Here is a 22,860-nt window from a genome sequence, read left to right as displayed (position 1 = left end):
CCCTTGCAATCGACGCTGCCCCGACAGAAAACGCGCTGTTACGGCCTGATCACCAGACCAAAAAAAGGGCCCGCAAGGGCCCCGTAGAGGTAAGTGGCTAGCGCCCTCAGGCGCTTTCGACAGTGCGCGGTGCCATGAAGTACATCCACACCAGCGCCAGGAAATACATGGCCGGAATCATCGTGAACAACACGGCATAGTTGTTGTTGGTGGCGGTCAGCACGCTGCCGACGATCTGCGTCATGAACATCCCGCCAATCGCCGCGCACATGCTGCCGAAGCCGAACACCGTGCTCACCAGGTGCTTGGGCGTGTAGTCCATCACCAGGCTCCAGATGTTCGCTGTCCACGCCTGATGGGCGCCGACCGCCAGTGAGATGGCGGCCACAGCGACCCACAGGCCACTGGCGTTGGCGGCAAAGACGACGCTGACCATGGTGCAGGCAAAGATCAGCATCGACATCAGCCGCGCAGTGGTCGCCCGCACGCCACGGCCGATCAGCCAGGACGACAGGATGCCGCCGCCGATGCTGCCAAAGTCCGCCGTCAGCCAGATGATGATCAGCGGGATGCCCATCTGGGTCACGTTGATGCCCAGGCTGTATTGCTGGTTGAGAAACGGCGGCAGCCAGTACAGGTAGAACCAGAACACCGGCGCAGTAATCGCATAGGCCACCGCAAAAGCCCAGGTGCCACGCAGGCGCAAAATACGGCTGAACGGCACGCGGGTCGGCTCGGGCTCGTCATCCTGCTGGATGTACTGCACCTCACTCTGGCGCACGCTGGGGTGGTCTTCAGGGTTGTAGTACTTCAACACCCAGAACACCACCCACACCAGGCCCAGGCTGCCCATGGCGATGAACGCTGCCTGCCAGCCCCACACGGCGAGGATCAGCGGCAGCAGGGCCGGGGTGACCATGGCGCCGACGTTGGTGCCGGCGTTGAACAGGCCGGTAGCAATGGCCCGCTCACCCGCCGGGAACCACAACCGCACGGTCTTCACGCAGGCCGGGTAGTTGGCGGCCTCGGTCAGGCCCAGGATGAAACGGCAGACCATGAAGCCAGCCGCCGAAGTGGCCAGGCCATGGGCGCCGGTGGCCAGGCTCCACAGCAGTACGGCGAAGAAGAAGGCGCGTTTTACCCCAACCTTGTCGATCAGCCGGCCCTGCAGCAGAAAGCCGATGGCATAGCCGACCTGGAACCAGAAGTTGATGTTGGCGTAGTCCATCGCCGTCCAGCTCATTTCCTTGGCCAGCACGGGCTGCATGATGCCAAGGGCGGCGCGGTCGATGTAGTTCAGGGTGGTGGCGAAAAACACCAGGGCAAGCATGCCCCAACGGGTCTTGCCGACGCCGAAGGCGCCGCGAAGCTTGTCGCCAATCGAACCCTGGTGCATCCGGGGCGCGGCGGGAGTGGTCTTGGTGTGGTTCATAAACTGCTCGTTTCTTGAAATTGTATTCAGCTGCGGTGCTACAGGTGCGTGACCAGGTCCCAGGCAGGGGGGCACGCAAGGCCGGTGCATGGTGCGCAGTGAACGCGGCAGCGTCAATTCGAGAGACGGGCTACTGTTCGGTTACCGAACGGTTGCGTTGCCCTGTGGGCGCGGCAGGGATTCACGCCAATAAAGGGTAGAAGGCTTTGACCCTTGTTGCTTGATGGGCGCAGGTCAAGCAGGGCAGGGTGTGATCGTTGTGCTGGTCAGCGTGGCTACAGGCCAGGTTTGTGCGTGCACACCGACCATGCAGTTGCCCAGCTTTCGACCTCGGCGCGGCCGTACTGCTGAATCCACAACCGCACCGATTTGTGCAGGGTGCTTTTTGCTTCTACTTCCTCCCCGGTATGAGGGTTTATGTAGTACTTGCTTTGCCGAGCTCTGTAACGTGCGGGTGATACGACAGGGGGCGGTTGTTGATAGGCATCGTACTCCCGGTTTGCGATTTCACTCTCGAGGATGGTCAGTATGTTAGATAGATCGAACTGATATTCGGCAAGGAGGTTGTGGAGTTTGCTTTCGAATTCGAATTCGCGGATGAGGCGCGGGTCGATTGTTATGAAGGAGAGTTCGGACTTTTTGGTCGCGAGTAGTCGCTCGAGGGCGCGGAATTCGGCGAGGCGTGACATGGTTAATCTCCATCGGGTGATGGGGTTAGTGTTAGTGGTTGCCGAATGGAAATGCAAGCGGTGAAATAATTTGAAGGATTTTTCTTGGAAGACCACCATGGCTTTGTTCTTCGTGAAGTTGTTTAGATTTATGAGCTTTGTGTAAGAGGATTCCCACGCTGGGGGAACTAATAGTTTCAGGAGATTACCTTGGTTTATAGTGCCTGTGAGCACGTGCTCGGTATTTGGGCCGAAAGACGGCCCAATCACGTGACTGACAGGTTTTAGAGTTAAGGGAGTGATCTCGTTTGATGTCTGGCGTTTAACCGGGCTCATCTCAGTGGCTGGGATTTTCTTTCAATCAATGAGCCAGCCCTGGTCCCCCTCGATCAAAGTCCCTCCGTGGCTGGTAGTGTCTCCCTCCCTTGCCGCTGGCTGGCCTTCGATCATCGTGCAGGCTGCGCCAGTTTCGATGACGGCGCCGCAACTGATGCGGTCGCCCACCCGTGCGACGGCCCTGCCATCCACAAATGTTGCGCTTGCGCCTGTTTCCACGGTGCCTTCGCCATGGAGCGGGCAGCTGTGACGATGGCCTACAAGTACGATGGGTCTCATTTGCGCTTCCTTTTTTTCGGTTGACCAGGGGCTTCTTCAAAGGCTGCTGCGGGCGGGGTTGCTGCTCGGACGTTGAACAGTTTGCAGATGAAGTACCAACAGACGGCAACCGTGAGGTTGTAGGGGAACAGCACGGCCCAGAACGGCAGTTGCCAGTTCTTTTTGCCCTGCATTTCACCGGGCTCGCCGGTACGCCAAGGGGCGTAGTGGCGCCAGGCTTCCGACGGGGTCAGACAGATGGCATGCAGTGGCTTGTGCCACCAATTGGGCTCGCCGGGTGGGGGGAGCTTGTCCGGGCCGTGGTTCATGAAATGGCGGAGGTACTCCCACACTTCGGCGACGTGTCTGACCCCGGGCTCGGTGGGGTCGTTGCTGTCGACCCAGAGGCAGTCTTTCTGGTGGAGGCTGCCGTCTTCTCGGCGAGGGGCGAAGGCGAGGGCATAGCTGGTGCTGAAAGATGAGCCGCCGTATTCGGTGCGTTTGAAAAGGCCGCCTCCGGTATCGGCCCATTCAAAGATAAATAACTTGCTCAAGCGTTGATAGTAAATCTTCTGAGTTGATCGGTTGAAGCATATGCTTGATAAGCGCTTTATGAAATATATTCGATAGGCTAAAAATGGGAGGAAAATGAAGGGTCCAATCACATTGAGGATGATGAAGGTATAGCTGAAGGTGTACGGGTTCCAGGCTTCGCTGGTTAGCAAATAAGGGTAAATGACAACAATCAGTGCTGTGGTGATTGCGCAGTACAGCTTCCCCATGAAAACTGAGTCTGTTACCCATGGGTTTCGTAGGCATAAAGTATTCTCGGAAACGTTTGCCAGTTGCCCCCGGATTGCAGGTTTGTGCCCAGAGTCTGACGTTGAACTGAATATCCAGATGGTTGCCATGGTCAGGGTTCCAGATGAAAAGTTGCGAGGATCTCATTGCCTTCGCCCAACCCTTGATTGGCGCTGTAAGCGAGATGCAGTGAGACATGATTTTGGTTGGCCAGCGTGTTCTCGAAATGCAGAACCAAACCAGCACGTACGATGTGGCCGGTTGGGGAGATTGGGAATACGTTCATTCCTTGGTCGTCACGGAGAGTGCTCAAGCTCCCTGTCCATTGTGCGCAGCAGGCAGGGCTGGAGGTGGCACTGCTGAGGGAGGCGTTAGTCATGCACGCTTCCTTCTGCCCGAATGTGCCGGGCGCTCCTCAAACGCTTCAGGCGGTGGTGACGCGACGCGAACATTGAACAGGCGACAGATGCCGTACCAGCAGATGGCGACGGTGAGGTTGTAGGGGAACAGCACGGCCCAGAATGGCAGTTGCCAGTTCTTTTTGCCCTGCATTTCACCGGGCTCACCGGTACGCCAGGGGGCGTAGTGGCGCCAGGCCTCTGCCGGGGGCAGGCAGATGGCGTGCAGCGGTTTGTGCCACCAGTTGGGTTCACCGGGCGGGGGGAGTTTGTCCGGGCCGTGGTCCATGAAATGGCGGAGGTACTCCCACACTTCGGCGACGTGTCTGACCCCGGGCTCGGTGGGTTCGTTGCTGTCGACCCAGAGGCAGTCTTTCTGGTGGAGGCTGCCGTCTTCTCGGCGAGGGGCGAAGGCGAGGGCGTAGCTGGTGCTGAATGATGAGCCGCCAAACTCAACACGCTTGAAAATACCCCCGCCCATATTGTCCCAATCAAAAACCAATACCTTGTTCAGTCGTTGATAGTAAATCTTTCGTGTTGATCGGTTGAAGTGGATGTTAGATAAACCCTTTATGAGAAATATCCGGTAGATGAGGAAGGGGAGGAATAAGAAAGGCGTGAGTGCGAATCCGATAGTAAGTATTGGGTCAAATGTGTGCGGGTTCCAGGCGTCACTTGAGAAAAAAGAGGAAGGGTAGATGCCGATCATTACTATCAGGATCGATGCGCAGTACAATTTTCCCATGAAAACAGAGTTTGTTACCCAAGGGTTTCTTAAGTGTAAGTTGTTTCTACATGCTTTTAGTAGTTGTCCGCCAATAGCGGGTTTATGCCCTGAATCTGACGTTGAATTGAATACCCAGATGGTTGCCATGGTCAGCGTTCCAAACGAAAAATTGACAGGGTTTCATTGTTTTCGTCCAACCCTTGATTGGCGCTGTAAGCGAGATGCAGTGAGACATGATTTTGGTTGGTTAGCGTGCTCTCGAAATGCAGAACCAAACCAGCACCTACGATGTGGCCGGTTGGGGCGATTGGGAAAACGTCTATTCCTTGGCCATCACGGAGGGCGCTCAAGCTCCCTGACCATTCGCTTACGCCTAGCCTGAAGCCAGGCAGTAGCACTGTGAACTCCACAGTTGGTTGAGGTGTGGCTACTTCGTTATGTGTGATAGCGGTCCAGTTTGGCGGAGACCAGAGATTATTCTGATGCCATCGGGTATCGACTTTAGTTATGCCGAGTGACAGGGCCTGCTCGGCGGACAGTAGTTTCGGCCCGTAGTGCTCATTGTGCCAAGCTTTGATTTCGGCTTGTAGCGAAGCAAAAGCAGGAAGTTTCTGCTCATAGTCCAAGTTGATGCCAGGGTGCGACTCTCCATCGTTATTACGATTGCCGAAGACGCTGCGTGCTGCCCACAACTCAATTGGGCTGTGGAGATGCTCATGTGCTTTGGCGTGTAGGTAGAGACCTCCTGCAATAATGGCTACGCCTACGAGGACAAGGGCAGCTGCGGCCCATCCGGCAAAGGGTACTAATGTAGTCGCGCCCGCAACGGCAAGTCCCGCTTCGAGGACGACAGCAGAACCAACAGCCATGGTGAAGCCACCAGTCAAAGTGTAGTCGGCAGCCGCTTGATTACCGTGCGCTCTCTGACGCCTTGCTTTGAAGATATCGGAAACCAAGCTGAATACTATTGCAGGATATCCGGCTAAACGCGCGAACAGGTTACTGTTTAAGAACTTGATAACTCCGTTACCAAAGGCCATCCCTGGTGCTGTCGAACTTAACCTCAGCATTACAGCCTTCTGCGTTGCCCGCACGCTGACCATCGTCGCCGCCGCTGCACCGATCACACCGAAAATCGATGAAGCAAAGCCCAAGGTGTATTCCGGTGCATCGCTCTTCTGCAGGCTGTTATAGGCCGTCTTGAGCGATAAGATGTTGAACCACAGCATTCCCGCGTTCAAAGCGCCCCCACCGCCCGAGGTGAGTAACCCGAGAAAGTTAGGTCTCACCCGCGCGGTGGTGGTCAGTTCTATCGATATCGTTCGGCTACCCGAGATGCGCAGTTGTTTCATCTCCTCAACCTGCGCCATGCCGCTCTTCAAATACTTCTGCACCTCCTGGCTAAATGGATTGTCCGTGATGGCCTGCTCGGTGATTCGATAGCGCGCTGCCAACAGCCCCAACGCCTTCTCGGCATTCGCCTCACGTGCCGCCAACAGCACCTGCTGACGCAAACCATGACTGGCATCCCAGCGTGTCTGCCCACGCAGGCGCTTGAGCACCACGGTATTGACTGCCTGGGCGGTGAGGTCGGTGATCTCGGCCATGGCCGGGAAGCGACCCACCAATCCTTCAATCACGTTGTCGCTCGCGCCGAACAAGCTGCCGATCGAATCCGCCTTGTCCTTGAACGGGTTGAACGGCGCCAGGGCGGTGTAAAGCGGGCTGTCGTGCTGGTCCAACCATTGCTCCAGGCGTTTGAAGCGTCGGTCATGCTCCTCGGTGCCAGGTGTCGGCTGGCCCATCGGGTGAATCAGCAAAGCCAGCGAGATTTCCAGACCGCGGGCGGAGGTGCGTTCGTCGCGGTCGTAACACGCCAGGGCGGCGGCCAGGCTGTAGGGGTTGTCGATATGTTTCGATTCGGCAGTGGCCAGCCAGGCGTCATGATCGCTACTGGCTTGCAAGGCCAGGTTGCGCAGGGCTGCAATACGCCGTTCCAGCTCATCGCGTTCGGCGAGGAATCGCCGGTATTTGGCGATATCGATACGCTTTGCCAGGCGCGCGCCGTGGGGGGAGTAAGCGGCCCTTTCCGACCGGTCCGGCGCCCCGGCAAGGCCGCTCCCACAATGAGATCGCGCCAGCAGGAATCACCGATGCGAGGCTTCTCGGGTTAGCTTGGCTTGGGTCACGTTGACCGCACCGGGCAGGGTGACGTCGTTCTTTGCCGCGAGGATTTCGGCCATGACGCTGACGGCGATCTCGGCCGGCGTCTTGCTGCCAATGTAGATGCCTATCGGGCCGTGCAGGCGCTGCAGCGAGGCTTCGCTTTCGCCGAAGTGTTGGATCAGGCGCTCGCGGCGCAGCTGGCTGTTGCGCCGCGAGCCGATGGCTCCGATGTAGAACGCAGGGGTGTGCAAGGCTTCGAGCAGGGCCAGGTCGTCCAGTTTGGGATCATGACTGACCGCGACGATGGCGCTGCGAACGTCTGCGGTGAAGGCGCGGACCACGTCGTCCGGCATGCCAGGCAGCAGGGTGACCCCGGCCACATTCCAGCCGGCCGTGTACTCCGGGCGCGGGTCGCACAGCGAAACGCTGAAACCGTTGAACAGCGCCATGGTAGCGAGGTACTCGGCCAAGGCCCCGGCACCGATCAGCAGCAGGCGGTAGCCGGGGCCGAGGGTGCTGAGCATGCGCTGGCCGTCGAAGCTGAACAGTTCGGGTGTGCCGGTGGCACAGAGGCTGGCTTCGCCATTGCGAAGGTTCAGGTCACGGCGCACCAGGCTTCCGCGGTCGAGGCAGGCCAGCAGTTGGTCCAGGTGCGCCAGTGCCGGGGCGAATTCCAGCACCAGTTCAAGGGTGCCACCACAGGGCAGGCCAAAGCGGTGGGCCTCGTCGGCGCTGACGCCGTAACGTACCACCTGAGGCAGGCCATCGGGCATGCCGGGGCCGCCGCGTGCGGTGGTGTAGCGGTGGATGAGGTCGTCTTCGATGCAGCCGCCGGAGACACTGCCGGCCACGCGGCCGTCGCTGCGCAAGGCCATCATCGAGCCGACCGGGCGCGGGGAGGAGCCCCAGGTGCGGGCGACCGTGGCCAGCAGGACACGGTGACCAGCGGCGAGCCAGTCTCGGGTGGTGCGCAGGACTAGCAGGTCGATGCTTTCCATAGGGGTTCCATCAAAGCCTGATGTTCAAGGGTGGCTGTACCGGCCTCTTCGCGGGCGCGCCCGCTCCCACAGGTATTTCGCAGGGCCTGAAAGTGTCAGGGATCCTGTGGGAGCGGGCGTGCCCGCGAAGAGGCCGGTGCATGAACCACGGCTACTCAGCGCATATGCAGGATGATCGGGCTGCTGCTGGCCGGGTCGGTATGCCCACGCAACTTGCCTACCGCCTGCGCATCCACCGCACCACCTTGGTTCCCCCACGCAGTGCGCACGAAGCTCAGCACCTCGGCAATTTCCTGGTTACTCAACTGCTCGCGAAAGGCCGGCATGCGGTAGGCATCGGGTAACCCCGCCGTTACCACCCGCTGCGAGCCGTTCAAGGTGATGTTGATCGCCGAGGCATCTTCTTTCGCCAATGCCGAGGTAGCCCCGGCCAATGGCGGCATCCATTCGGCCTGGCCTTTGCCGTCCACGCCGTGGCAAGACGCGCAGCGGGTCACGTAAGTATGCGCCCCCGGGCTGTCGAGCCGTGCCGCTGCCGATTCGGCCTGGTATTGCCATGGCGCGCCGTCACGCTGTGGGTCGCCGGGCAGTGATTTCAGGTAGTGGGCAATGGCGGCCAGGTCATCGTCATGCATGAACTGCGTGGAGTTGTTGAACGCCTCGGTCATCGAGCCGAACACCACGGCATGCCGGTTGCGCCCGGTTTTCAGGAACTGGGCGATTTCTGCCTCGCTCCAGCGCCCCAGCCCGGTGTTGTGGTCGGTGCGCAAGCTCGGTGCGTACCAGCCGTCGAGCAGGGCACCTGCCAGGAACGGCTTGCCGCCTTCATCCAGGGCCTTTTCGTTGAAGGCCAGGCCGCGTGGGGTATGGCAGCTGCCGCAGTGGCCGGGCCCCTGAACGATGTAGGCACCCCGGTTCCACTGCGCATCCTGCCCGGGCTTGTCGGCGTAAGGCGTGGTGGCGGCGAACAGGCCATTCCACAAGGCGATTGGCCAGCGCAGGTTCAATGGCCAGGGGATGTCGCTGGCCAGGTTGGCCTGCTGCACCGGTTGCACGCCGTGCATGAAGAACGCGTATAGCGCCTTTACATCGTCATCGCTGAGCTTGGCGTAGGACGGGTAGGGCATGGCCGGGTACAGCCGTCGACCACCGGGCGCGACACCCTGGCGCACGGCACGGTCGAAATCGGCCAGGCTGTAGCTGCCGATTCCGCTGTCGCGATCGGGGGTGATATTGGTGGCGTGGATGGCCCCCAGCGGGGTGGCCATCTCAAGCCCGCCAGCGAACGGTTTGCCTTCCGGCAGGCTGTGGCAGGCAACACAGTCACTGAGGCGGGCAACGTACTCGCCGCGGCTGATCAGTGCCGGGTCAGCGGCAGTGGCCTGTGCGTCGGCTAACGGCGAGGCCGGCTCACGGGTGACATACCAGGCCAGCAGGCCTGCCGCGACCAGGCACGGCAGTGCCAGCCAGCCAGCGGTTCTTGCGAAACGATGGGTCATGGGGCGTCCCTTGTGCGATCAGCTGAAGGTATGGCGGCTCAGTGGCAGGCTGCGTACGCGCTGCCCGGTAAGCTGCGCGACCGCGTTGGCCACTGCCGGGGCCACGGCGGGTAGCGGTGGCTCACCGATACCGCCCATCTTCGCCCCGCTTTCGACAATGCGCACATGCACCCGGGCCATGCGCGAGGGCGGCAGGATCGGGTACAGGTCGTAGTTGCGCGCGCGCGGTTTGCCATCCACGTATACCGCTTCTTCCACCAGCGTCTGCGACAGGCCAAGGGCAACCGCGCCGTTGACCTGGTGCTCGATGATCGCCGGGTTGACGATGCTGCCCGGGTCGATGGCCTGCCAGATGTCGTGCACCTTGACCTGGCCGTTCTCGATCGATACCTCGGCGATGACGGCCGCCTCCGAGCCGAACGGTGAGGCCATGGCCACGCCGCGTGCCCGTTTGCTGCCATCCTCGGCGGTGAACGGCCCGCGCTTCCAGCCACCGGACAACTCGGCGACCGCGTTCAGCAGGTTGGTCAGGCGCGGGTTGTCGCGCAGCAGGTGCAGGCGTAGCTCGAACGGGTCCTTGCCGCCTTTGTCGGCCAGTTCATCAAGGAACGATTCATAGAAGAAGTCGTTCAGCGAGTTGCCCACCGAGCGCCAGTAGCCAAGCATGGCCGGGCCTTTGACGTAGATCTGGGCGATGCGTTTGTTGGCGATGGCGTACGACTTGCCTGACAGCCCCTCAAGCGCGGTCGGGTCGATCTTATCCCCTTGCTTGCCAGCAAGGGCCTCGGTTGGGCCTTCGGTGGCGCTTACTGCCTCGAGCGCCACCGGCATGCCGTCGGCATCCAGCCCGGCGCGGAACTTCACCACTGCGACCGGGCGCAGCACATCACGCAGGAATTCCTCTTCGCGGCTCCAGATGAGTTTTACCGGCCGGCCAACCGCTTTGGCCAAGGCAATAGCCTGCGGGTAGGGGTTGGCCGAGTCGTACAGGAAGTGGCGGCCAAAGAAGCCGCCCAGCAGCGGCGAGTGCAGGTTGATCTGCGCAGGCTCCAGGCCGGTGCGCTTGGCAATGTCGTCACGGAACATGTCCGGGGCCTGGTTGGGCAGCCAGACGTCCAGGGTGCCGTCCGGGTTGAAGCGGGCGAGGGCGGACGGTGGTTCCAGCTGGGCATGGTTCAGGTACTGGTTGTGGTAGCTGGCCTCGATCGTAGTTTTGGCATTGCTCAAGGCGCCGGCGATATCGCCTTCGTTTTCGTCATCACGGGCCGGGCCTTCGACCGTGGCGAGGTGTTCACGCCAGGCGTCGCTGGAGAAATCGGCCGGCATCGGCCGCACCTTGCTGTCGGCGGTCGGCTCTTGCCAGTCAACCTGAATCGCCTCCGCCGCACGCTTGGCGTGCCACCAGCGCTCGGCCACCACCGCCACGGCGCCTGGCAACTGATGCACCGAATGCACGCCTTTCATGGCCTTGACCTGCTCTTCGTTGCGCAGGCTGCCCACGGTCATGCCCAGGCGTGGCGCGTGCTGCACGGCGGCGTGGAGCATGCCGTCGACCTTTATGTCGATGCAGTACTGTGCCTTGCCGGTGGACTTGTCGTAGGCATCCAGGCGGCGCACGGGCTTGCCGATCCAGCGAAACTGGCTGGGGTCGCGCAGCTTGACACTGGCCGGGTCGGGCACTGGCAGGTCCATGGCGCGCCCGGCGAGTTCACCGTAGGGTATCGAGCGCCCAGTCGTGGTATGTACTACGTTTCCTGGTGTGGTCGAGAGCTCGTCGACCGGCACCCCCAGCTGTTCGGCGCCCGCCTGCAGCAGCATGGCCCGGGCAAGGGCGCCCAGGCGGCGCATGGTCGGGTAGCTCATGCGCACCGACATGCTGCCACCAGTGATGCGCATGCCGTTTTCCATCACTACATAGGCTTCGCCCGGTGGTGCGCTATCGACCACGAAGTTGACGGGGTCGACATCCAGCTCTTCACCCACAATCTGCGCCATGGCGGTGAAGGGGCCTTGCCCGCCTTCCATGAAGGGGCTTAGCAGGCGCACCGTGCCGTCTGGGCGAATCTCCAGAAACGCCGGCACCTGGGTGCCGCGCTCTGCGGTTGCTGTGGCCGCGGCCTGCACGCGGGCCGAGCCCATGGGCAGGCCGAAACCCAGTACCAGGGCACCGACTGCGGTGCCGGCAAGAAAGCGCCGGCGCGACAGGTTGACGGTTTCGCCCAGTTGCAACTTGAGCAGTTCAGCGGGGGAATCAACTGGCGTGTTCATCAGGCCTGCTCCCCTTGGGCCAGGTCATGCATGGCAGCATGAATGGCGTTGTAGGTGCCGCAGCGGCACAGGTTGACCATGGCCGCGTCGATCTGCGCATCACTGGGCTTGGGGGTGTGCTTGAGCAACGCCGTGGCGGCCATGACCTGGCCAGACTGGCAGTAGCCGCACTGGGCCACCTGGTGCTCGACCCAGGCCGCAACCACCCGCTTGCCGACGGCATCGGCTTCGATTGCCTCGATGGTGGTGACCTCGCGCCCCACCACACCGGCCACCGGGGTGACGCAAGCGCGGACCACGTTGCCGTCCACCAGCACCGAACAGGCGCCGCACTGTGCCAGGCCGCAGCCATACTTGGTGCCGGTCAGCCCCAGGTCATCGCGAATCACCCACAGCAAGGGCGTATCGGCGTCCGCCTCGACCTGGTAGGTCTTCTGGTTGATGCGTAGTTCCATGGTTCACCTGCCAGTCATCGGTTGCTGTCGCTGTGTTTTTTATGTGCGGGGAATACGTTGTTCCCCAGAGAAGAAACGCTAGCACAGGGGGATGACCACTGGTCTGGAGGCGTGGGCAGGTTCAGAGGATCAGGCAAGCAATCCGGTGGAATGCGCAAGCCACCTTGCGCCGGCCCTTTTACCTGGGGCGAGTGGTGTACCTGTGGGAGCGGCCTTGCGTCGCGAAAGGGCCGCAGAGCGGCCCCGGTAATCTTGCATGCTACAGAGAGCCTGGGGCCGCTTCGCGGCCCTTTCGCGACGCAAGGCCGCTCCCACAAAAAGGACCGCGTTCGGATGCAAGGAGGACTTCCGGGGTGAAAACCCGGATAATGCCGGCCAATTTCGTTTTACACGCTTAAATCACGGTAATCCCGCATGGAAATCAAGGTCAATTTTCTCGACAATCTCCGTCTCGAAGCCAAGTTCGACGACTTCACGGTGATCGCCGACCAACCGATCCGCTACAAAGGCGATGGTTCGGCCCCAGGCCCGTTCGACTATTTCCTGGCGTCTTCGGCCTTGTGCGCGGCTTACTTCGTCAAGCTGTACTGCCAGGCCCGCGACATCCCCACCGAGAACATTCGCCTGTCGCAGAACAACATTGTCGACCCGGAAAACCGCTACAACCAGATCTTCAAGATCCAGGTCGAACTGCCTGAGGACATTTCCGAGAAGGACCGCCAGGGCATCCTGCGCTCCATCGACCGCTGCACGGTTAAAAAGGTGGTGCAGACCGGCCCCGAATTCGTGATCGAAGTGGTCGACAACCTCGATGCCGACGCTCAGGGCCTGTTGATGCCGGTGGCGGACAGCAGCACCTACATCCCAGGCAAGGACCTGCCGCTGGAGCAGACCATCGCCAACATGTCGGGCATCCTCGCCGGGCTGGGGATGAAGATCGAGATCGCTTCGTGGCGCAACATCGTGCCCAACGTATGGTCGCTGCATGTGCGCGATGCCCAGTCGCCGATGTGCTTCACCAACGGCAAGGGTGCAACCAAGGAAGCGGCGCTGGCCTCGGCGCTGGGCGAGTTCATCGAACGCCTGAACTGCAACTTCTTCTACAACGACCAGTTCTGGGGCGAAGAGCTGGCCAACGCGCCGTTCGTGCACTACCCGAACGAGCAGTGGTTCAAGCCTGGCCCGCGCGATGCGCTGCCGGCCGAGATCCTCGACGAGCATTGCCTGGCAATCTACAACCCGGACGGCGAGCTGCGTGGTTCGCACCTGTACGATACCAACTCGGGCAATACTGCCCGCGGTATCTGCTCGCTGCCGTTCGTGCGCCAGTCCGACCAGCAGGTGGTGTACTTCCCGTCCAACCTGATCGAAAACCTGTTCCTCAGCAACGGCATGAGCGCCGGCAATACCCTGGCCGAGGCGCAGGTGCAATGCCTGTCGGAAATCTTCGAGCGCGCCGTGAAGCGCGAGATCCTCGAAGGTGAGCTGTGCCTGCCAGACGTCCCGCAGGAGGTGTTGGCCAAGTACCCGGCAATCGTCGCGGGTATTCAGGGCCTGGAAGAGCAGGGCTTCCCGGTGCTGGTCAAGGATGCTTCGCTGGGTGGCGAGTTCCCGGTGATGTGCGTGACCTTGATGAACCCGCGCACCGGTGGCGTGTTCGCCTCATTCGGCGCCCACCCGAGCCTTGAAGTGGCGCTGGAGCGCAGCCTCACCGAACTGCTGCAGGGCCGTAGCTTCGAAGGCCTGAACGACCTGCCGCAGCCGACCTTCGAAAGCCATGCGCTGACTGAGCCGAACAACTTCGTCGAGCACTTCATCGACTCCAGTGGCGTGGTGTCGTGGCGCTTCTTCGGCGCCAAGGCCGACTTCGAGTTCGTCGAGTGGGACTTCTCCGGCCATGGCGAGGATTCCAACGTGCAGGAGGCCGCAACCCTGTTCGGCATTCTCGAAGACCTGGGCAAGGAAGTGTACATGGCGGTGTACGACAACCTTGGCGCGACTGCCTGCCGTATCCTGGTGCCGGGCTACTCGGAAATCTACCCGGTCGAGGACCTGATCTGGGACAACACCAACCGCGCCCTGTCGTTCCGCGCCGACATCCTCAACCTGCACAGCCTCGAAAGCCGCCCCCTCAAGCTGCTGCTCAAGCGCCTGGACAACTGCGATGTGGATGACTACACCACCATCACCACGCTGATTGGTGTGGAGTTCGACGAGAACACGGTGTGGGGCCAGTTGACCATTCTTGAGCTGAAGCTGCTGATCTGCCTGGCGGTGCAGCGTTTCGAGGATGCCAAGGAACTCGTCGAGGCGTTCCTGCAGTTCAACGACAACACCGTCGAGCGTGGCCTGTTCTACCAGGCGCTGAACGTGGTGCTGGAAGTGCAGCTGGATGACGAACTGGAGATGGACGACTACGAAGCCAACTTCCGCCGCATGTTTGGCAATGCGCGCATGGACGCAGTGCTGGGTTCGCTGGACGGCAGCGTGCGCTTCCATGGCCTGACCCCGACCAGCATGAAGCTCGAAGGCCTTGATCGCCACCTGCGCCTGATCGAGAGTTACAAGAAGCTGCACGCAGCCCGGGCCAAATTCGCCTGATAGCAGCTGCCCCACTCGTTGTTTTGTGCTGGCTGTACCGGCCTCATCGCCGGCAAGCCAGCTCCCACAGGTACTGCACCGTTCTTGAGCGTTTTGTTGAACTTGTGGGAGCTGGCTTGCCGGCGATTGGCCGGTATCCCTCATATAGCACTTTGATCTTGGCGCTATCCCCAATGCGTCTTTCCGCTTCGCCTGACAGGCGCGTACATTTTTCCTCCCCCAATATATGGCGCGTTGACCGCCAGAAGGACCTCGGCCGCGCACGACAAGAAGGCGCAGACCATGAGCACCCCTTTGGATACCAATGCCTTGAAGGCCCGCCAGCAGGCCGCCTGGGCCAGTGGTGATTACGCGGTAATCGGCACGACCCTGCAACTGGTTGGCGAACGCCTGGCCGAGGCCTGCGACTTGCGCTGGGATGAACAGGTGCTGGACGTTGCTGCCGGCAACGGCAACGCCACCCTGGCTGCTGCCCGGCGCGGCTGTCGCGTCACCTCCACCGACTATGTGCCCGAACTGCTCAAGCGCGGCGAAGAGCGGGCGCGGGCCGAGCACTTGAATGTGCTGTTCCAGGCCGCCGATGCCGAAGCGTTGCCGTTTGCCGACGGTACCTTCGATGCCGTGCTTTCCACCTTCGGCGTGATGTTCGCCCCCGACCAGGCCCAGGCCGCACGCGAACTGGCCCGGGTGTGCCGGCCCGGTGGCCGCATCGGCCTGGCCAACTGGACTCCGCAAGGCTTCGTCGGGCAGATGTTCAAAACCCTCGGGCGGCATGTGCCGCCACCTCCCGGTGCCTTGCCGCCTTCGCGCTGGGGCGATGAGGAGCAGCTGCGCGTGATGTTCGAAGGGGCGCTCGGCGAGCTGAAAGTCAGTCGTCAGCAGTTCAACTTCCGCTATCGCTCGGCGGCACATTTCATCGAGGTGTTTCGCACCTGGTATGGGCCGGTGCATAAGGCGTTTGCCTCGTTGGAGCCAGAGGCGGCCAGCGCGCTGGAGCGGGATCTGACCCAGTTGCTGGAGGAGAACAACGTCGCTGGCCCATCGTCGTTGGTGGTGCCGAGCGAATACCTTGAGGTGGTGGTCATTCGGGGCTAGCAGGCGCTCCTTCCAATGCCTGCGCGGGTGGGGGGGCTGCACGGACATTGAAAAGCTTGCAGACGAAGTACCAAGCGATGGCGACCGTAAGGTTGTAAGGGAACAGCACGGCCCAGAACGGCAGTTGCCAGTTCTTTTTGCCCTGCATTTCACCGGGCTCGCCGGTTCGCCAGGGGGCATAGTGGCGCCAGGCTTCAGCCGGGGTCAGGCAGATGGCGTGGAGTGGCTTGTGCCACCAATTGGGTTCGCCGGGTGGGGGGAGCTTGTCCGGGCCGTGGGCCATGAAGTGTCGCAGGTATTCCCAGACTTCAGCGACGTGCTTTACGCCGGGTTCGGTGGGTTCGTTGCTGTCGATCCAGAGGCAGTCTTTCTGGTGGAGACTGCCATCCGCTCGGCGAGGGGCGAAGGCGAGGGCATAGCTGCTGCTGAAGGATGAGCCGCCGTATTCGGTGCGTTTGAATATGCCCCCTCCGGTATTGCTCCACTCGAACACTAATACTTTGCTCAGGCGTTGGTAGTAGATTTTTTGGGTTGAGCGGTTGAGGCAAAAACTTGATAAGCGGTTTATAAAGTACACTCGGTAAAACAAGAATGGAAGAAATATAAAAGGTCCAATTACTATGCTGATGATAAAGATATGGCTGAACATGTATGGATCCCAGGCTTCGCTGGATAGTAAAGAGGGGTAAAAGCCGATCATCAATATGATAGTCAGTGCACAGTACAGCTTTCCCATGAAGACTGAGTCTGTTACCCAAGGGTTTCGCAGGCATAATGTGTTTTCGGATAAGCTTAGTAGCTGTCCGCCAATGGCCGGCTTATTTCCGGAGTCTGAGGTTGAGCTAAATATCCAGAGGGTTGCCATGATCAGCGCTCCAGACGAAAGATTGATTGGGTCTCATTGTCTTCGTCTAACCCTTGATTGACGCTGTAAGCGAGATGCAGTGAGACATGATCTTGGTTGGCCAGCGTGTTCTCGAAATGCAGAATCAAACCAGCTCCTACGATGTGGCCGGTCGGGGCGACTGGGAATACGTGCATTCCTTGATCGTCACGTTGGGTGCTCAAACCTCCTGACCATTCGCTTACGCCTAGCCTGAAGCCAGGCAGTAGCACCGTGAACTCAACGGTTGGTTGAGGTGTGGCTACTTCATTATGTGTAATAGCAGTCCAGTTGGGCGGAGACCAGTGGTCATTCCGATGCCATTTAGTGTCGACTTTAGTTATACCGATTGACAGGGCTTGCTCGGCGGATAGCAGTTTTGGCCCATAATGCTCGTTGTGCCAAGCTTTGATTTCGGCTTGTAGCGAGGCGAAAGCAGGAAGTTTCTGCTCATAGTCCAAGGTGATGCCAGGGTGTGACTCTCCATCATTAATACGATTCCCGAAGACGCTACGTGCAGCCCACAGCTCAATTGGGCTGTGAAGGTGCGCATGTGCCTTGGCGTGCAGGTAGAGGCCTCCTGCAATGATGGCTACGCCTACGAGGACAAGGGCGGCTGCTGCCCATCCGGCAAACGGTACTACTGACGTTGCGCCTGCAATGGCAAGTCCTGCCTCGAGGACGACAGCGGAACCAACAGCCATGGTTAAGCTACCCGTCATCGTGTAGTCGGCAGCCGCTCGATTGCCGTTTGCTCTCTGTCGCTCTGCCTTGGAGAGATCGGAAAACAAGCTGAATACTATTGCAGGGTATCCGGCTAAACGCGCGAACAGGTTACTGCTTAAGAACTTGATAATCCCGTTGCCAAAGGCCATGCCCGGTGCAGTTGAACTTATTTTCAGCACTACAGCCTTCTGCGTTGCCCGCACGCTGACCATCGTCGCCGCCGCCGCACCGATCACCCCGAAAATCGATGAAGCGAACCCCATGGTGTATTCCGGTGTATTGCTCTTCTGCAGGCTGTTATAGGCCGTCTTGAGCGATAAGATGTTGAACCACAGCATCCCCGCGTTCAAACCACCCCCACCGCCCGTTGTAAGCAACCCGAGAAACTTCGGTTTCACCCGCGCGGTGGTGGTCAGTTCGATCGAGACCGTCCGGTTCCCCGAAATGCGCAGCTCTTTCAGAACCTGCGCCATGCCGCTCTTCAAATACTTCTGTACCTCCTGGCTAAATGGATTGTCCGTGATGGCCTGTTCGGTGATTCGATAGCGCGCCGCCAACAGCCCCAACGCTTTCTCGGCATTCGCCTCACGCGCCGCCAACAGCACCTGCTGACGCAAACCATGACTGGCATCCCACCGTGTCTGCCCACGCAGGCGCTTGAGCACCACGGTATTCACCGCCTGGGCGGTGAGGTCGGTGATGTCGGCCATGGCCGGGAAGCGACCCACCAATCCTTCAATCACGTTGTCGCTCGCGCCGAACAAGCTGCCGGTCGAATCAGCCTTGTCCTTGAACGGGTTGAACGGCGCCAGGGCGGTGTAAAGCGGGCTGTCTTGCTGGTCCAACCATTGCTCCAGGCGTTTGAAGCGTCGGTCCTGATCTTCGGTGCCGGGTGTCGGCTGGCCCATCGGGTGAATCAGCAAAGCCAGCGAGATTTCCAGACCGCGGGCGGAGGTGCGTTCGTCGCGGTCGTAACACGCCAAAGCGGCGGCCAGGCTGTAGGGGTTGTCGATATGTTTCGATTCGGCAGTGGCCAGCCAGGCGTCATGATCGCTACTGGCTTGCAAGGCCAGGTTGCGCAGCGCTGCAGTACGTCGTTCCAGCTCATCGCGCTCGGCGAGGAAGCGACGGTATTTGGCGATATCGATGCGCTTTGCCAGGCGCGCGCCGTGGGGGGAGTAATCTTCATGGGTAAGGGCGTGAAAATGTGACTCGGCCGCAGACAGCGCAGGCCCGCGCCGCTCCGTGCCAAGCCTGAATGCAGCCAGTTCCGGTGAAGGTGCATCGGCCGGGTACATGCTTTCCAGCGTCTTGTTCAGCAGCATGCCCACCAGGTTGCGATGATGGAAATCGCGGCTTTGCACGCTCAGTTGCTCGGCATCCAGGCGGTAGCATGCCGGCACGCGTTCCTGCTCGGGAGGTTGCGCGGGCTTTGTGTGTGCCAGTTGCTCGGCGGGCATCAGGTCGCGCATTTGATGCTGGTAGGCCGAGACCGACAGGCTCAGGTCCAGGGCCATGCCTTCGGCGTCGGCGAGCGCTACTACCACCGGCACTTTCGGCTGGGTCCACGGGTAGTGACGCGCCACGGCGACCAGGTTGCCGATAGGAAAGGTTTCGGTGACCGGGTCGCTGCTCCAGGTCAGCGGCATGCGCCGTTCTGTTGGCTTGAAGTCTTCGACCCAGGTTTGCAGGGCACCGACTGGCAGCACATGGGGCTGGGTGGACGGTGCCTGGTTGCCGGCGATCAGTTCGGCCATGTCCAACTGGCGCATGTGCCGTTTGCGCAGGGCTGATGAGCCGGTGATGCGGGCGGTTACGGCGTTGGTCCACAGGTGCGAGCTGTAGCCGATCCACACTTCCTTGGCGGTATCGGGGCAGGTATCGGCCCACACCCAGCCCATGGTCCGGCTGGAGAGGTAACGCTCACGCAGGTGGTAGTTCTCCAGCCCTTTGTAGCGCAGCTCCTTGTAAAGGCCCGCGCCAATGTACTCGTGAATGACCAGCTTTTCGCCCTTCGGGCCTTTCATGAACACGTAGACATAGCCCGGGCGCAACGCGCGCAGGGTGTAGGCAGAGTGTTGCAGCGGGGCGAAGCCTTGCTCCAGGTTGAAACCTGCACCGGCATAGCGGCAGGCGGGGGAATCGCCGATGCGTGGCACGATGGCATAGCGCACTGGCAAGATAGGAACCCGTGCGCTGCAGGCAGGGCCGGAGGTGGCACTGCTGACGGAGGCGTTAGTCATGCGCGCTTCCTTTTCCTCAAACGCTTCAGGCGGTGGTGACGCGACGCGAACATTGAACAGGCGACAGATGCCGTACCAGCAGATGGCGACGGTGAGGTTGTAGGGGAACAGTACGGCCCAGAATGGCAGTTGCCAGTTCTTTTTGCCCTGCATTTCACCGGGCTCGCCGGTACGCCAGGGGGCGTAGTGGCGCCAAGCCTCAGCCGGGGTCAGGCAGATGGCGTGCAGCGGTTTGTGCCACCAGTTGGGTTCGCCGGGCGGGGGGAGTTTGTCCGGGCCGTGGTCCATGAAATGGCGAAGGTATTCCCACACTTCGGCGACATGTTTGACGCCGGGTTCGGTGGGGTCGTTGCTGTCGACCCAGAGGCAGTCTTTTTGGTGGAGGCTGCCATCCGCTCGGCGGGGGGCGAAGGCGAGGGCGTAGCTGGTGCTGAATGATGACCCGCCGTATTCGGTGCGTTTGAATATGCCCCCTCCGATATTGCTCCACTCAAAAACTAATACTTTACTCAACCGTTGGTAGTAAATCCTCTTGGTTGATCGGTTGAAGCAGAAACTTGATAGTCTTTTGATAAAATACAATCGATAAAGAAGGAATGGAAGAAAAATGAAAGGCCCAAGCGCTGTTCCGGCAATTAAGATGGGGTTGAAAGTAGATGGAGACCACGCCTTGTCGGATAGCAGTACAGGGTAGAAGCCGAACATTACCGCCATGATCATCGCGCAGTATAGTTTTCCCATGAATACAGAGTCTGTTACCCAAGGGTTTCGCAGGCATAAAATATTTTGGGATGAGCTTAATAGCTGTCCGCCGATTGCAGGTTTATGACCTGAGTTGGATGTGGTGCTGAATACCCAGATGGTTGCCACTGATCAGCGCTCCAGACGAAAGATTGATTGGATCTCAGTGCCTTCGTCCAGCCCTTGGTTGGCACTGTAAGCGAGATGCAGTGAGACATGACTTTGGTTGGCAAGCATGTTCTCGAAATGCAGGACCAATCCAGCACCCACGATGCGACCAGTTGGGGCAATTGGGAATACGTCCATTCCTAGACCGTCACGAGGGGCGCTCAAGCTTCCAGCCCATTCGCTTATTCCTAGCGCGAAGCCTGGTAGCAGCACTGTGAACTCAACGGTTGGTTGAGGTGTTGCTACGTCGTTGTGTGTGATAGCTGTCCAGTTCGGCGGGGACCAGTGATTATTCTGATGCCATCGGGTGTCGACTTTAGTTATGCCAAGTGACAAGGCTTGCTCGGCTGATAGTAGTTTTGGCCCATAATGTTCATTGTGCCAGGCTTTGATTTCCGCATTCAGCGATGGGAATGCAGGTAGTTTTTCATCATGGACCAAAGTGATTTCAGGGCGGACTTCTCCATCGTTAATGCGATTACCGAAGATACTGCGTGCTGCCCAAAGTTCAATAGGACTGTGAAGGCGCTCATGTGCTTTGGCGTGTAGGTACAGGCCTCCTGCAATAATGGCTACTCCTACCAGGACGAGGGCAGCCGCTGCCCATCCGGCAAAAGGCACTATCGAGGTTGCACCCGCAACGGCAAGTCCAGCCTCGAGGACGACAGCGGAACCAAGCGCCATCGTTAATCCACCTACCAGCGTGTATGCAGCGGCACCTTGGTTTCCATTCTCGTTCTGGCGCCACGCCTTGGCGAAGTCAGAGAACAGGCTAAATGCTATCGCTGGGTAACCTGCTAAACGCGCAAACAGATTACTACTTAAGAACTTGATAATCCCGTTGCCAAAGGCCATGCCTGGTGCGGTCGGACTCAATCTCAACATCACGGCCTTCTGCGTTGCTCGCACGCTGACCATCGTCGCCGCCGCTGCACCGATCACCCCGAAAATCGATGAAGCAAAGCCCAAGGTGTATTCCGGTGCATTGTTCTTCTGCAAGCTGTTGTAGGCCGTCTTGAGCGATAAGATGTTGAACCACAGCATCCCCGCGTTCAAACCACCCCCACCGCCCGTTGTAAGCAACCCGAGAAAGTTAGGCTTCACTCGCGCAGTGGTGGTCAGTTCTATCGATATTGTCCGGCTACCCGAGATACGCAGTTGTTTCATCTCCTCAACCTGCGCCATGCCGCTCTTCAAATACTTCTGTACCTCCTGGCTAAATGGATTGTCCGTGATGGCCTGTTCGGTGATTCGATAGCGCGCCGCCAACAACCCCAACGCCTTCTCGGCATTCGCCTCACGCGCCGCCAACAGCACCTGCTGACGCAAACCATGACTGGCATCCCAGCGGGTCTGCCCACGCAGGCGCTTGAGCACCACGGTATTCACCGCCTGGGCGGTGAGGTCGGTGATGTCGGCCATGGCCGGGAAGCGACCCACCAAGCCTTCAATCACGTTGTCGCTCGCGCCGAATAAAGAACCGATCGAATCCGCCTTGTCCTTGAACGGGTTGAACGGCGCCAGGGCGGTGTACAGCGGGCTGTCGTGCTGGTCCAACCATTGCTCCAGGCGTTTGAAGCGTAGGTCCTGGTGTTGCAGCGGGGCGAAGCCTTGCTCCAGGTTGAAACCTGCACCGGCATAGCGGCAGGCGGGGGAATCGCCGATGCGTGGCACGATGGCATAGCGCACCGGCAGGATGGGGATGCGTGCACTACAGGCGGGGCCGGAAGTGGCACTGCTAACGGAAGCATTGCTCATGCGAGTTCCTTGCTCAGAGAGCAGTCTTTTAAGACCAAACGCGTAGAACGGCCTGTTCCAGTGCAGATAAAGACTGGAAGGGAGTTGGCTGATGCTTATGCTGCAGGAAATATCTTCCTTGTTTTAGAAGGTGAGTAAATGATCGGCTTGTTAAGAGGCAGGCGAAAGACAATGCCTCGATTTCTCCTTCTTGGTCGAGGCTGAAAGTGTAATATTTTATTTGAATGTTTTTTGTGTTTCGCGGGTGTGGTTTTGTAAGTGGAAAGTTTGCTCTTTCCTGTAGGAGTTGTCTTACTTATTAAGATTTCTATAAACTTTTAGTTCTTGCATTTGGCCATCACTACTTGGCAAGTCTTGGGTGAGCCCCCCGAACGTCCGGCATAACGTATGCAATTGTTCATGGACTTCTGCCGGGCAATGCTCAGGGTATCGCCCCAGGCCAGGCCACCTTCGCCGGTGGTGGGCACCGCTTTGGCGAAGCAATTGGAGCCTGCGGCAGGCGTGGCGTAGCGGGCCTTGCCGGATTTGCTGGAGCAGCCTGCGGTGAGCGCCAGGCTGAGGGCGAGCAGGGTGGCCAGCGCCCAGGACGCGTGTGGGCGAATCGGTTGTCTGCTCATGGTTGTCTCCGTGGTAGTAGTG

Annotated in this window: 14 protein-coding genes and 4 pseudogenes; 2 read left to right on the top strand and 16 right to left on the bottom strand. The window is 59.8% G+C overall.

The genetic code is table 11. The features are described 5' to 3' along the window. Window positions 1-106: 106 nt before the first annotated feature. The 11 genes and pseudogenes from AK81_RS02945 to AK81_RS02895 all read right to left on the bottom strand — a co-directional run bounded on the left by AK81_RS02945 (window position 107) and on the right by AK81_RS02895 (window position 12,006). Window positions 107-1,396: an MFS transporter gene (locus tag AK81_RS02945; protein WP_430297584.1), complete on the bottom strand. Its 1,290-nt coding sequence runs from the start codon at window positions 1,394-1,396 to the stop codon at window positions 107-109. 311 nt (window positions 1,397-1,707) lie between these two features. Further along, a complete protein-coding gene (locus AK81_RS02940) occupies window positions 1,708-2,121 on the bottom strand; it encodes a histone-like nucleoid-structuring protein, MvaT/MvaU family (RefSeq protein ID WP_043196659.1) in 414 nt (137 codons plus the stop codon). A 336-nt stretch (window positions 2,122-2,457) separates the two neighbouring features. Further along, window positions 2,458-2,715 carry a PAAR domain-containing protein gene (locus AK81_RS02935; RefSeq protein WP_043196658.1) on the bottom strand — a complete coding sequence of 86 codons (258 nt, stop codon included), beginning with the start codon at window positions 2,713-2,715 and terminating at the stop codon, window positions 2,458-2,460. Continuing rightward, complete coding sequence (locus AK81_RS02930) at window positions 2,712-3,605, bottom strand: DUF6708 domain-containing protein (protein ID WP_060529661.1); 894 nt, start codon at window positions 3,603-3,605, stop codon at window positions 2,712-2,714. Before AK81_RS02930 ends, AK81_RS02935 begins: the two co-directional genes overlap by 4 nt. A gap of 2 nt (window positions 3,606-3,607) precedes the next feature. Beyond that, window positions 3,608-3,826: pseudogene (locus tag AK81_RS02925) on the bottom strand (hypothetical protein); the annotation flags it as partial. A gap of 44 nt (window positions 3,827-3,870) precedes the next feature. Further along, complete coding sequence (locus AK81_RS27650) at window positions 3,871-4,767, bottom strand: DUF6708 domain-containing protein (protein ID WP_069375846.1); 897 nt, start codon at window positions 4,765-4,767, stop codon at window positions 3,871-3,873. A gap of 2 nt (window positions 4,768-4,769) precedes the next feature. Next, window positions 4,770-6,698: pseudogene (locus AK81_RS02915) on the bottom strand (T6SS effector BTH_I2691 family protein); the annotation flags it as partial. Window positions 6,699-6,767: 69 nt separating this feature from the next. Then, window positions 6,768-7,784 (bottom strand): XdhC family protein, encoded by a 1,017-nt coding sequence (locus tag AK81_RS02910; RefSeq protein WP_043196654.1) that lies wholly within the window; start codon window positions 7,782-7,784, stop codon window positions 6,768-6,770. Window positions 7,785-7,939: 155 nt separating this feature from the next. Then, window positions 7,940-9,283, bottom strand: a complete 1,344-nt coding sequence (locus AK81_RS02905) for a c-type cytochrome (RefSeq protein ID WP_043196653.1) — start codon at window positions 9,281-9,283, stop codon at window positions 7,940-7,942. A gap of 18 nt (window positions 9,284-9,301) precedes the next feature. Next, on the bottom strand, window positions 9,302-11,551 hold the full coding sequence (locus tag AK81_RS02900) for a xanthine dehydrogenase family protein molybdopterin-binding subunit (protein WP_043196652.1): 2,250 nt from the start codon (window positions 11,549-11,551) through the stop codon (window positions 9,302-9,304). After that, window positions 11,551-12,006: a (2Fe-2S)-binding protein gene (locus AK81_RS02895; protein ID WP_043196651.1), complete on the bottom strand. Its 456-nt coding sequence runs from the start codon at window positions 12,004-12,006 to the stop codon at window positions 11,551-11,553. The genes AK81_RS02900 and AK81_RS02895 overlap by 1 nt, the downstream gene beginning before the upstream one ends. A 414-nt stretch (window positions 12,007-12,420) precedes the next feature. Here AK81_RS02895 and AK81_RS02890 point away from each other — a divergent pair, with 414 nt between their 5' ends. Together AK81_RS02890 and AK81_RS02885 are read left to right on the top strand one after the other, a co-directional pair. Further along, window positions 12,421-14,607, top strand: a complete 2,187-nt coding sequence (locus tag AK81_RS02890) for an OsmC domain/YcaO domain-containing protein (protein WP_043196650.1) — start codon at window positions 12,421-12,423, stop codon at window positions 14,605-14,607. Between the two features lie 282 nt (window positions 14,608-14,889). Then, on the top strand, window positions 14,890-15,702 hold the full coding sequence (locus tag AK81_RS02885; RefSeq protein WP_043196648.1) for a class I SAM-dependent methyltransferase: 813 nt from the start codon (window positions 14,890-14,892) through the stop codon (window positions 15,700-15,702). On the opposite strand, the gene AK81_RS02880 is transcribed toward AK81_RS02885, so the two are convergent. The 5 genes and pseudogenes from AK81_RS02880 to AK81_RS02860 form a co-directional block, all read right to left on the bottom strand. After that, complete coding sequence (locus AK81_RS02880; protein ID WP_043196647.1) at window positions 15,689-16,567, bottom strand: DUF6708 domain-containing protein; 879 nt, start codon at window positions 16,565-16,567, stop codon at window positions 15,689-15,691. The genes AK81_RS02885 and AK81_RS02880 overlap by 14 nt on opposite strands. Before the next feature lie 2 nt (window positions 16,568-16,569). Beyond that, window positions 16,570-19,554: a T6SS effector BTH_I2691 family protein gene (locus tag AK81_RS02875; protein WP_043196752.1), complete on the bottom strand. Its 2,985-nt coding sequence runs from the start codon at window positions 19,552-19,554 to the stop codon at window positions 16,570-16,572. Beyond that, window positions 19,549-20,424: pseudogene (locus AK81_RS27840) on the bottom strand (DUF6708 domain-containing protein); the annotation flags it as partial. The pseudogene AK81_RS27840 and the gene AK81_RS02875, both read right to left, overlap by 6 nt. Window positions 20,425-20,427: 3 nt before the next feature. Continuing rightward, window positions 20,428-22,059: pseudogene (locus AK81_RS02865) on the bottom strand (T6SS effector BTH_I2691 family protein); the annotation flags it as partial. A 479-nt stretch (window positions 22,060-22,538) separates the two neighbouring features. Beyond that, window positions 22,539-22,838, bottom strand: coding sequence for a hypothetical protein (locus tag AK81_RS02860; RefSeq protein WP_043196646.1), 300 nt, complete (start codon window positions 22,836-22,838; stop codon window positions 22,539-22,541). Between the last annotated feature and the right edge of the window lie 22 nt (window positions 22,839-22,860).

The sequence above is a fragment of the Pseudomonas putida W15Oct28 genome (assembly GCF_000708715.2).
GTDB classification, from domain to species: domain Bacteria; phylum Pseudomonadota; class Gammaproteobacteria; order Pseudomonadales; family Pseudomonadaceae; genus Aquipseudomonas; species Aquipseudomonas putida_R.
The sequence above is the reverse complement of the archived record's forward strand: the minus strand, read 5'-3'. Positions and strand labels throughout refer to the sequence as shown.

What these genes read in the sequence shown, in the direction of transcription:
- AK81_RS02880 (WP_043196647.1), bottom strand. Translation starts at nt 16,567, where the DNA reads ATGGCAACCCTCTGGATATTTAGCTCAACCTCAGACTCCGGAAATAAG.
- AK81_RS02900 (WP_043196652.1), bottom strand. Translation starts at nt 11,551, where the DNA reads ATGAACACGCCAGTTGATTCCCCCGCTGAACTGCTCAAGTTGCAACTG.
- AK81_RS02945 (WP_430297584.1), bottom strand. Translation starts at nt 1,396, where the DNA reads ATGCACCAGGGTTCGATTGGCGACAAGCTTCGCGGCGCCTTCGGCGTC.
- AK81_RS02890 (WP_043196650.1), top strand. Translation starts at nt 12,421, where the DNA reads ATGGAAATCAAGGTCAATTTTCTCGACAATCTCCGTCTCGAAGCCAAG.
- AK81_RS27650 (WP_069375846.1), bottom strand. Translation starts at nt 4,767, where the DNA reads ATGGCAACCATCTGGGTATTCAATTCAACGTCAGATTCAGGGCATAAA.
- AK81_RS02875 (WP_043196752.1), bottom strand. Translation starts at nt 19,554, where the DNA reads ATGACTAACGCCTCCGTCAGCAGTGCCACCTCCGGCCCTGCCTGCAGC.
- AK81_RS02895 (WP_043196651.1), bottom strand. Translation starts at nt 12,006, where the DNA reads ATGGAACTACGCATCAACCAGAAGACCTACCAGGTCGAGGCGGACGCC.
- AK81_RS02860 (WP_043196646.1), bottom strand. Translation starts at nt 22,838, where the DNA reads ATGAGCAGACAACCGATTCGCCCACACGCGTCCTGGGCGCTGGCCACC.
- AK81_RS02905 (WP_043196653.1), bottom strand. Translation starts at nt 9,283, where the DNA reads ATGACCCATCGTTTCGCAAGAACCGCTGGCTGGCTGGCACTGCCGTGC.
- AK81_RS02885 (WP_043196648.1), top strand. Translation starts at nt 14,890, where the DNA reads ATGAGCACCCCTTTGGATACCAATGCCTTGAAGGCCCGCCAGCAGGCC.
- AK81_RS02930 (WP_060529661.1), bottom strand. Translation starts at nt 3,605, where the DNA reads ATGGCAACCATCTGGATATTCAGTTCAACGTCAGACTCTGGGCACAAA.
- AK81_RS02935 (WP_043196658.1), bottom strand. Translation starts at nt 2,715, where the DNA reads ATGAGACCCATCGTACTTGTAGGCCATCGTCACAGCTGCCCGCTCCAT.
- AK81_RS02910 (WP_043196654.1), bottom strand. Translation starts at nt 7,784, where the DNA reads ATGGAAAGCATCGACCTGCTAGTCCTGCGCACCACCCGAGACTGGCTC.
- AK81_RS02940 (WP_043196659.1), bottom strand. Translation starts at nt 2,121, where the DNA reads ATGTCACGCCTCGCCGAATTCCGCGCCCTCGAGCGACTACTCGCGACC.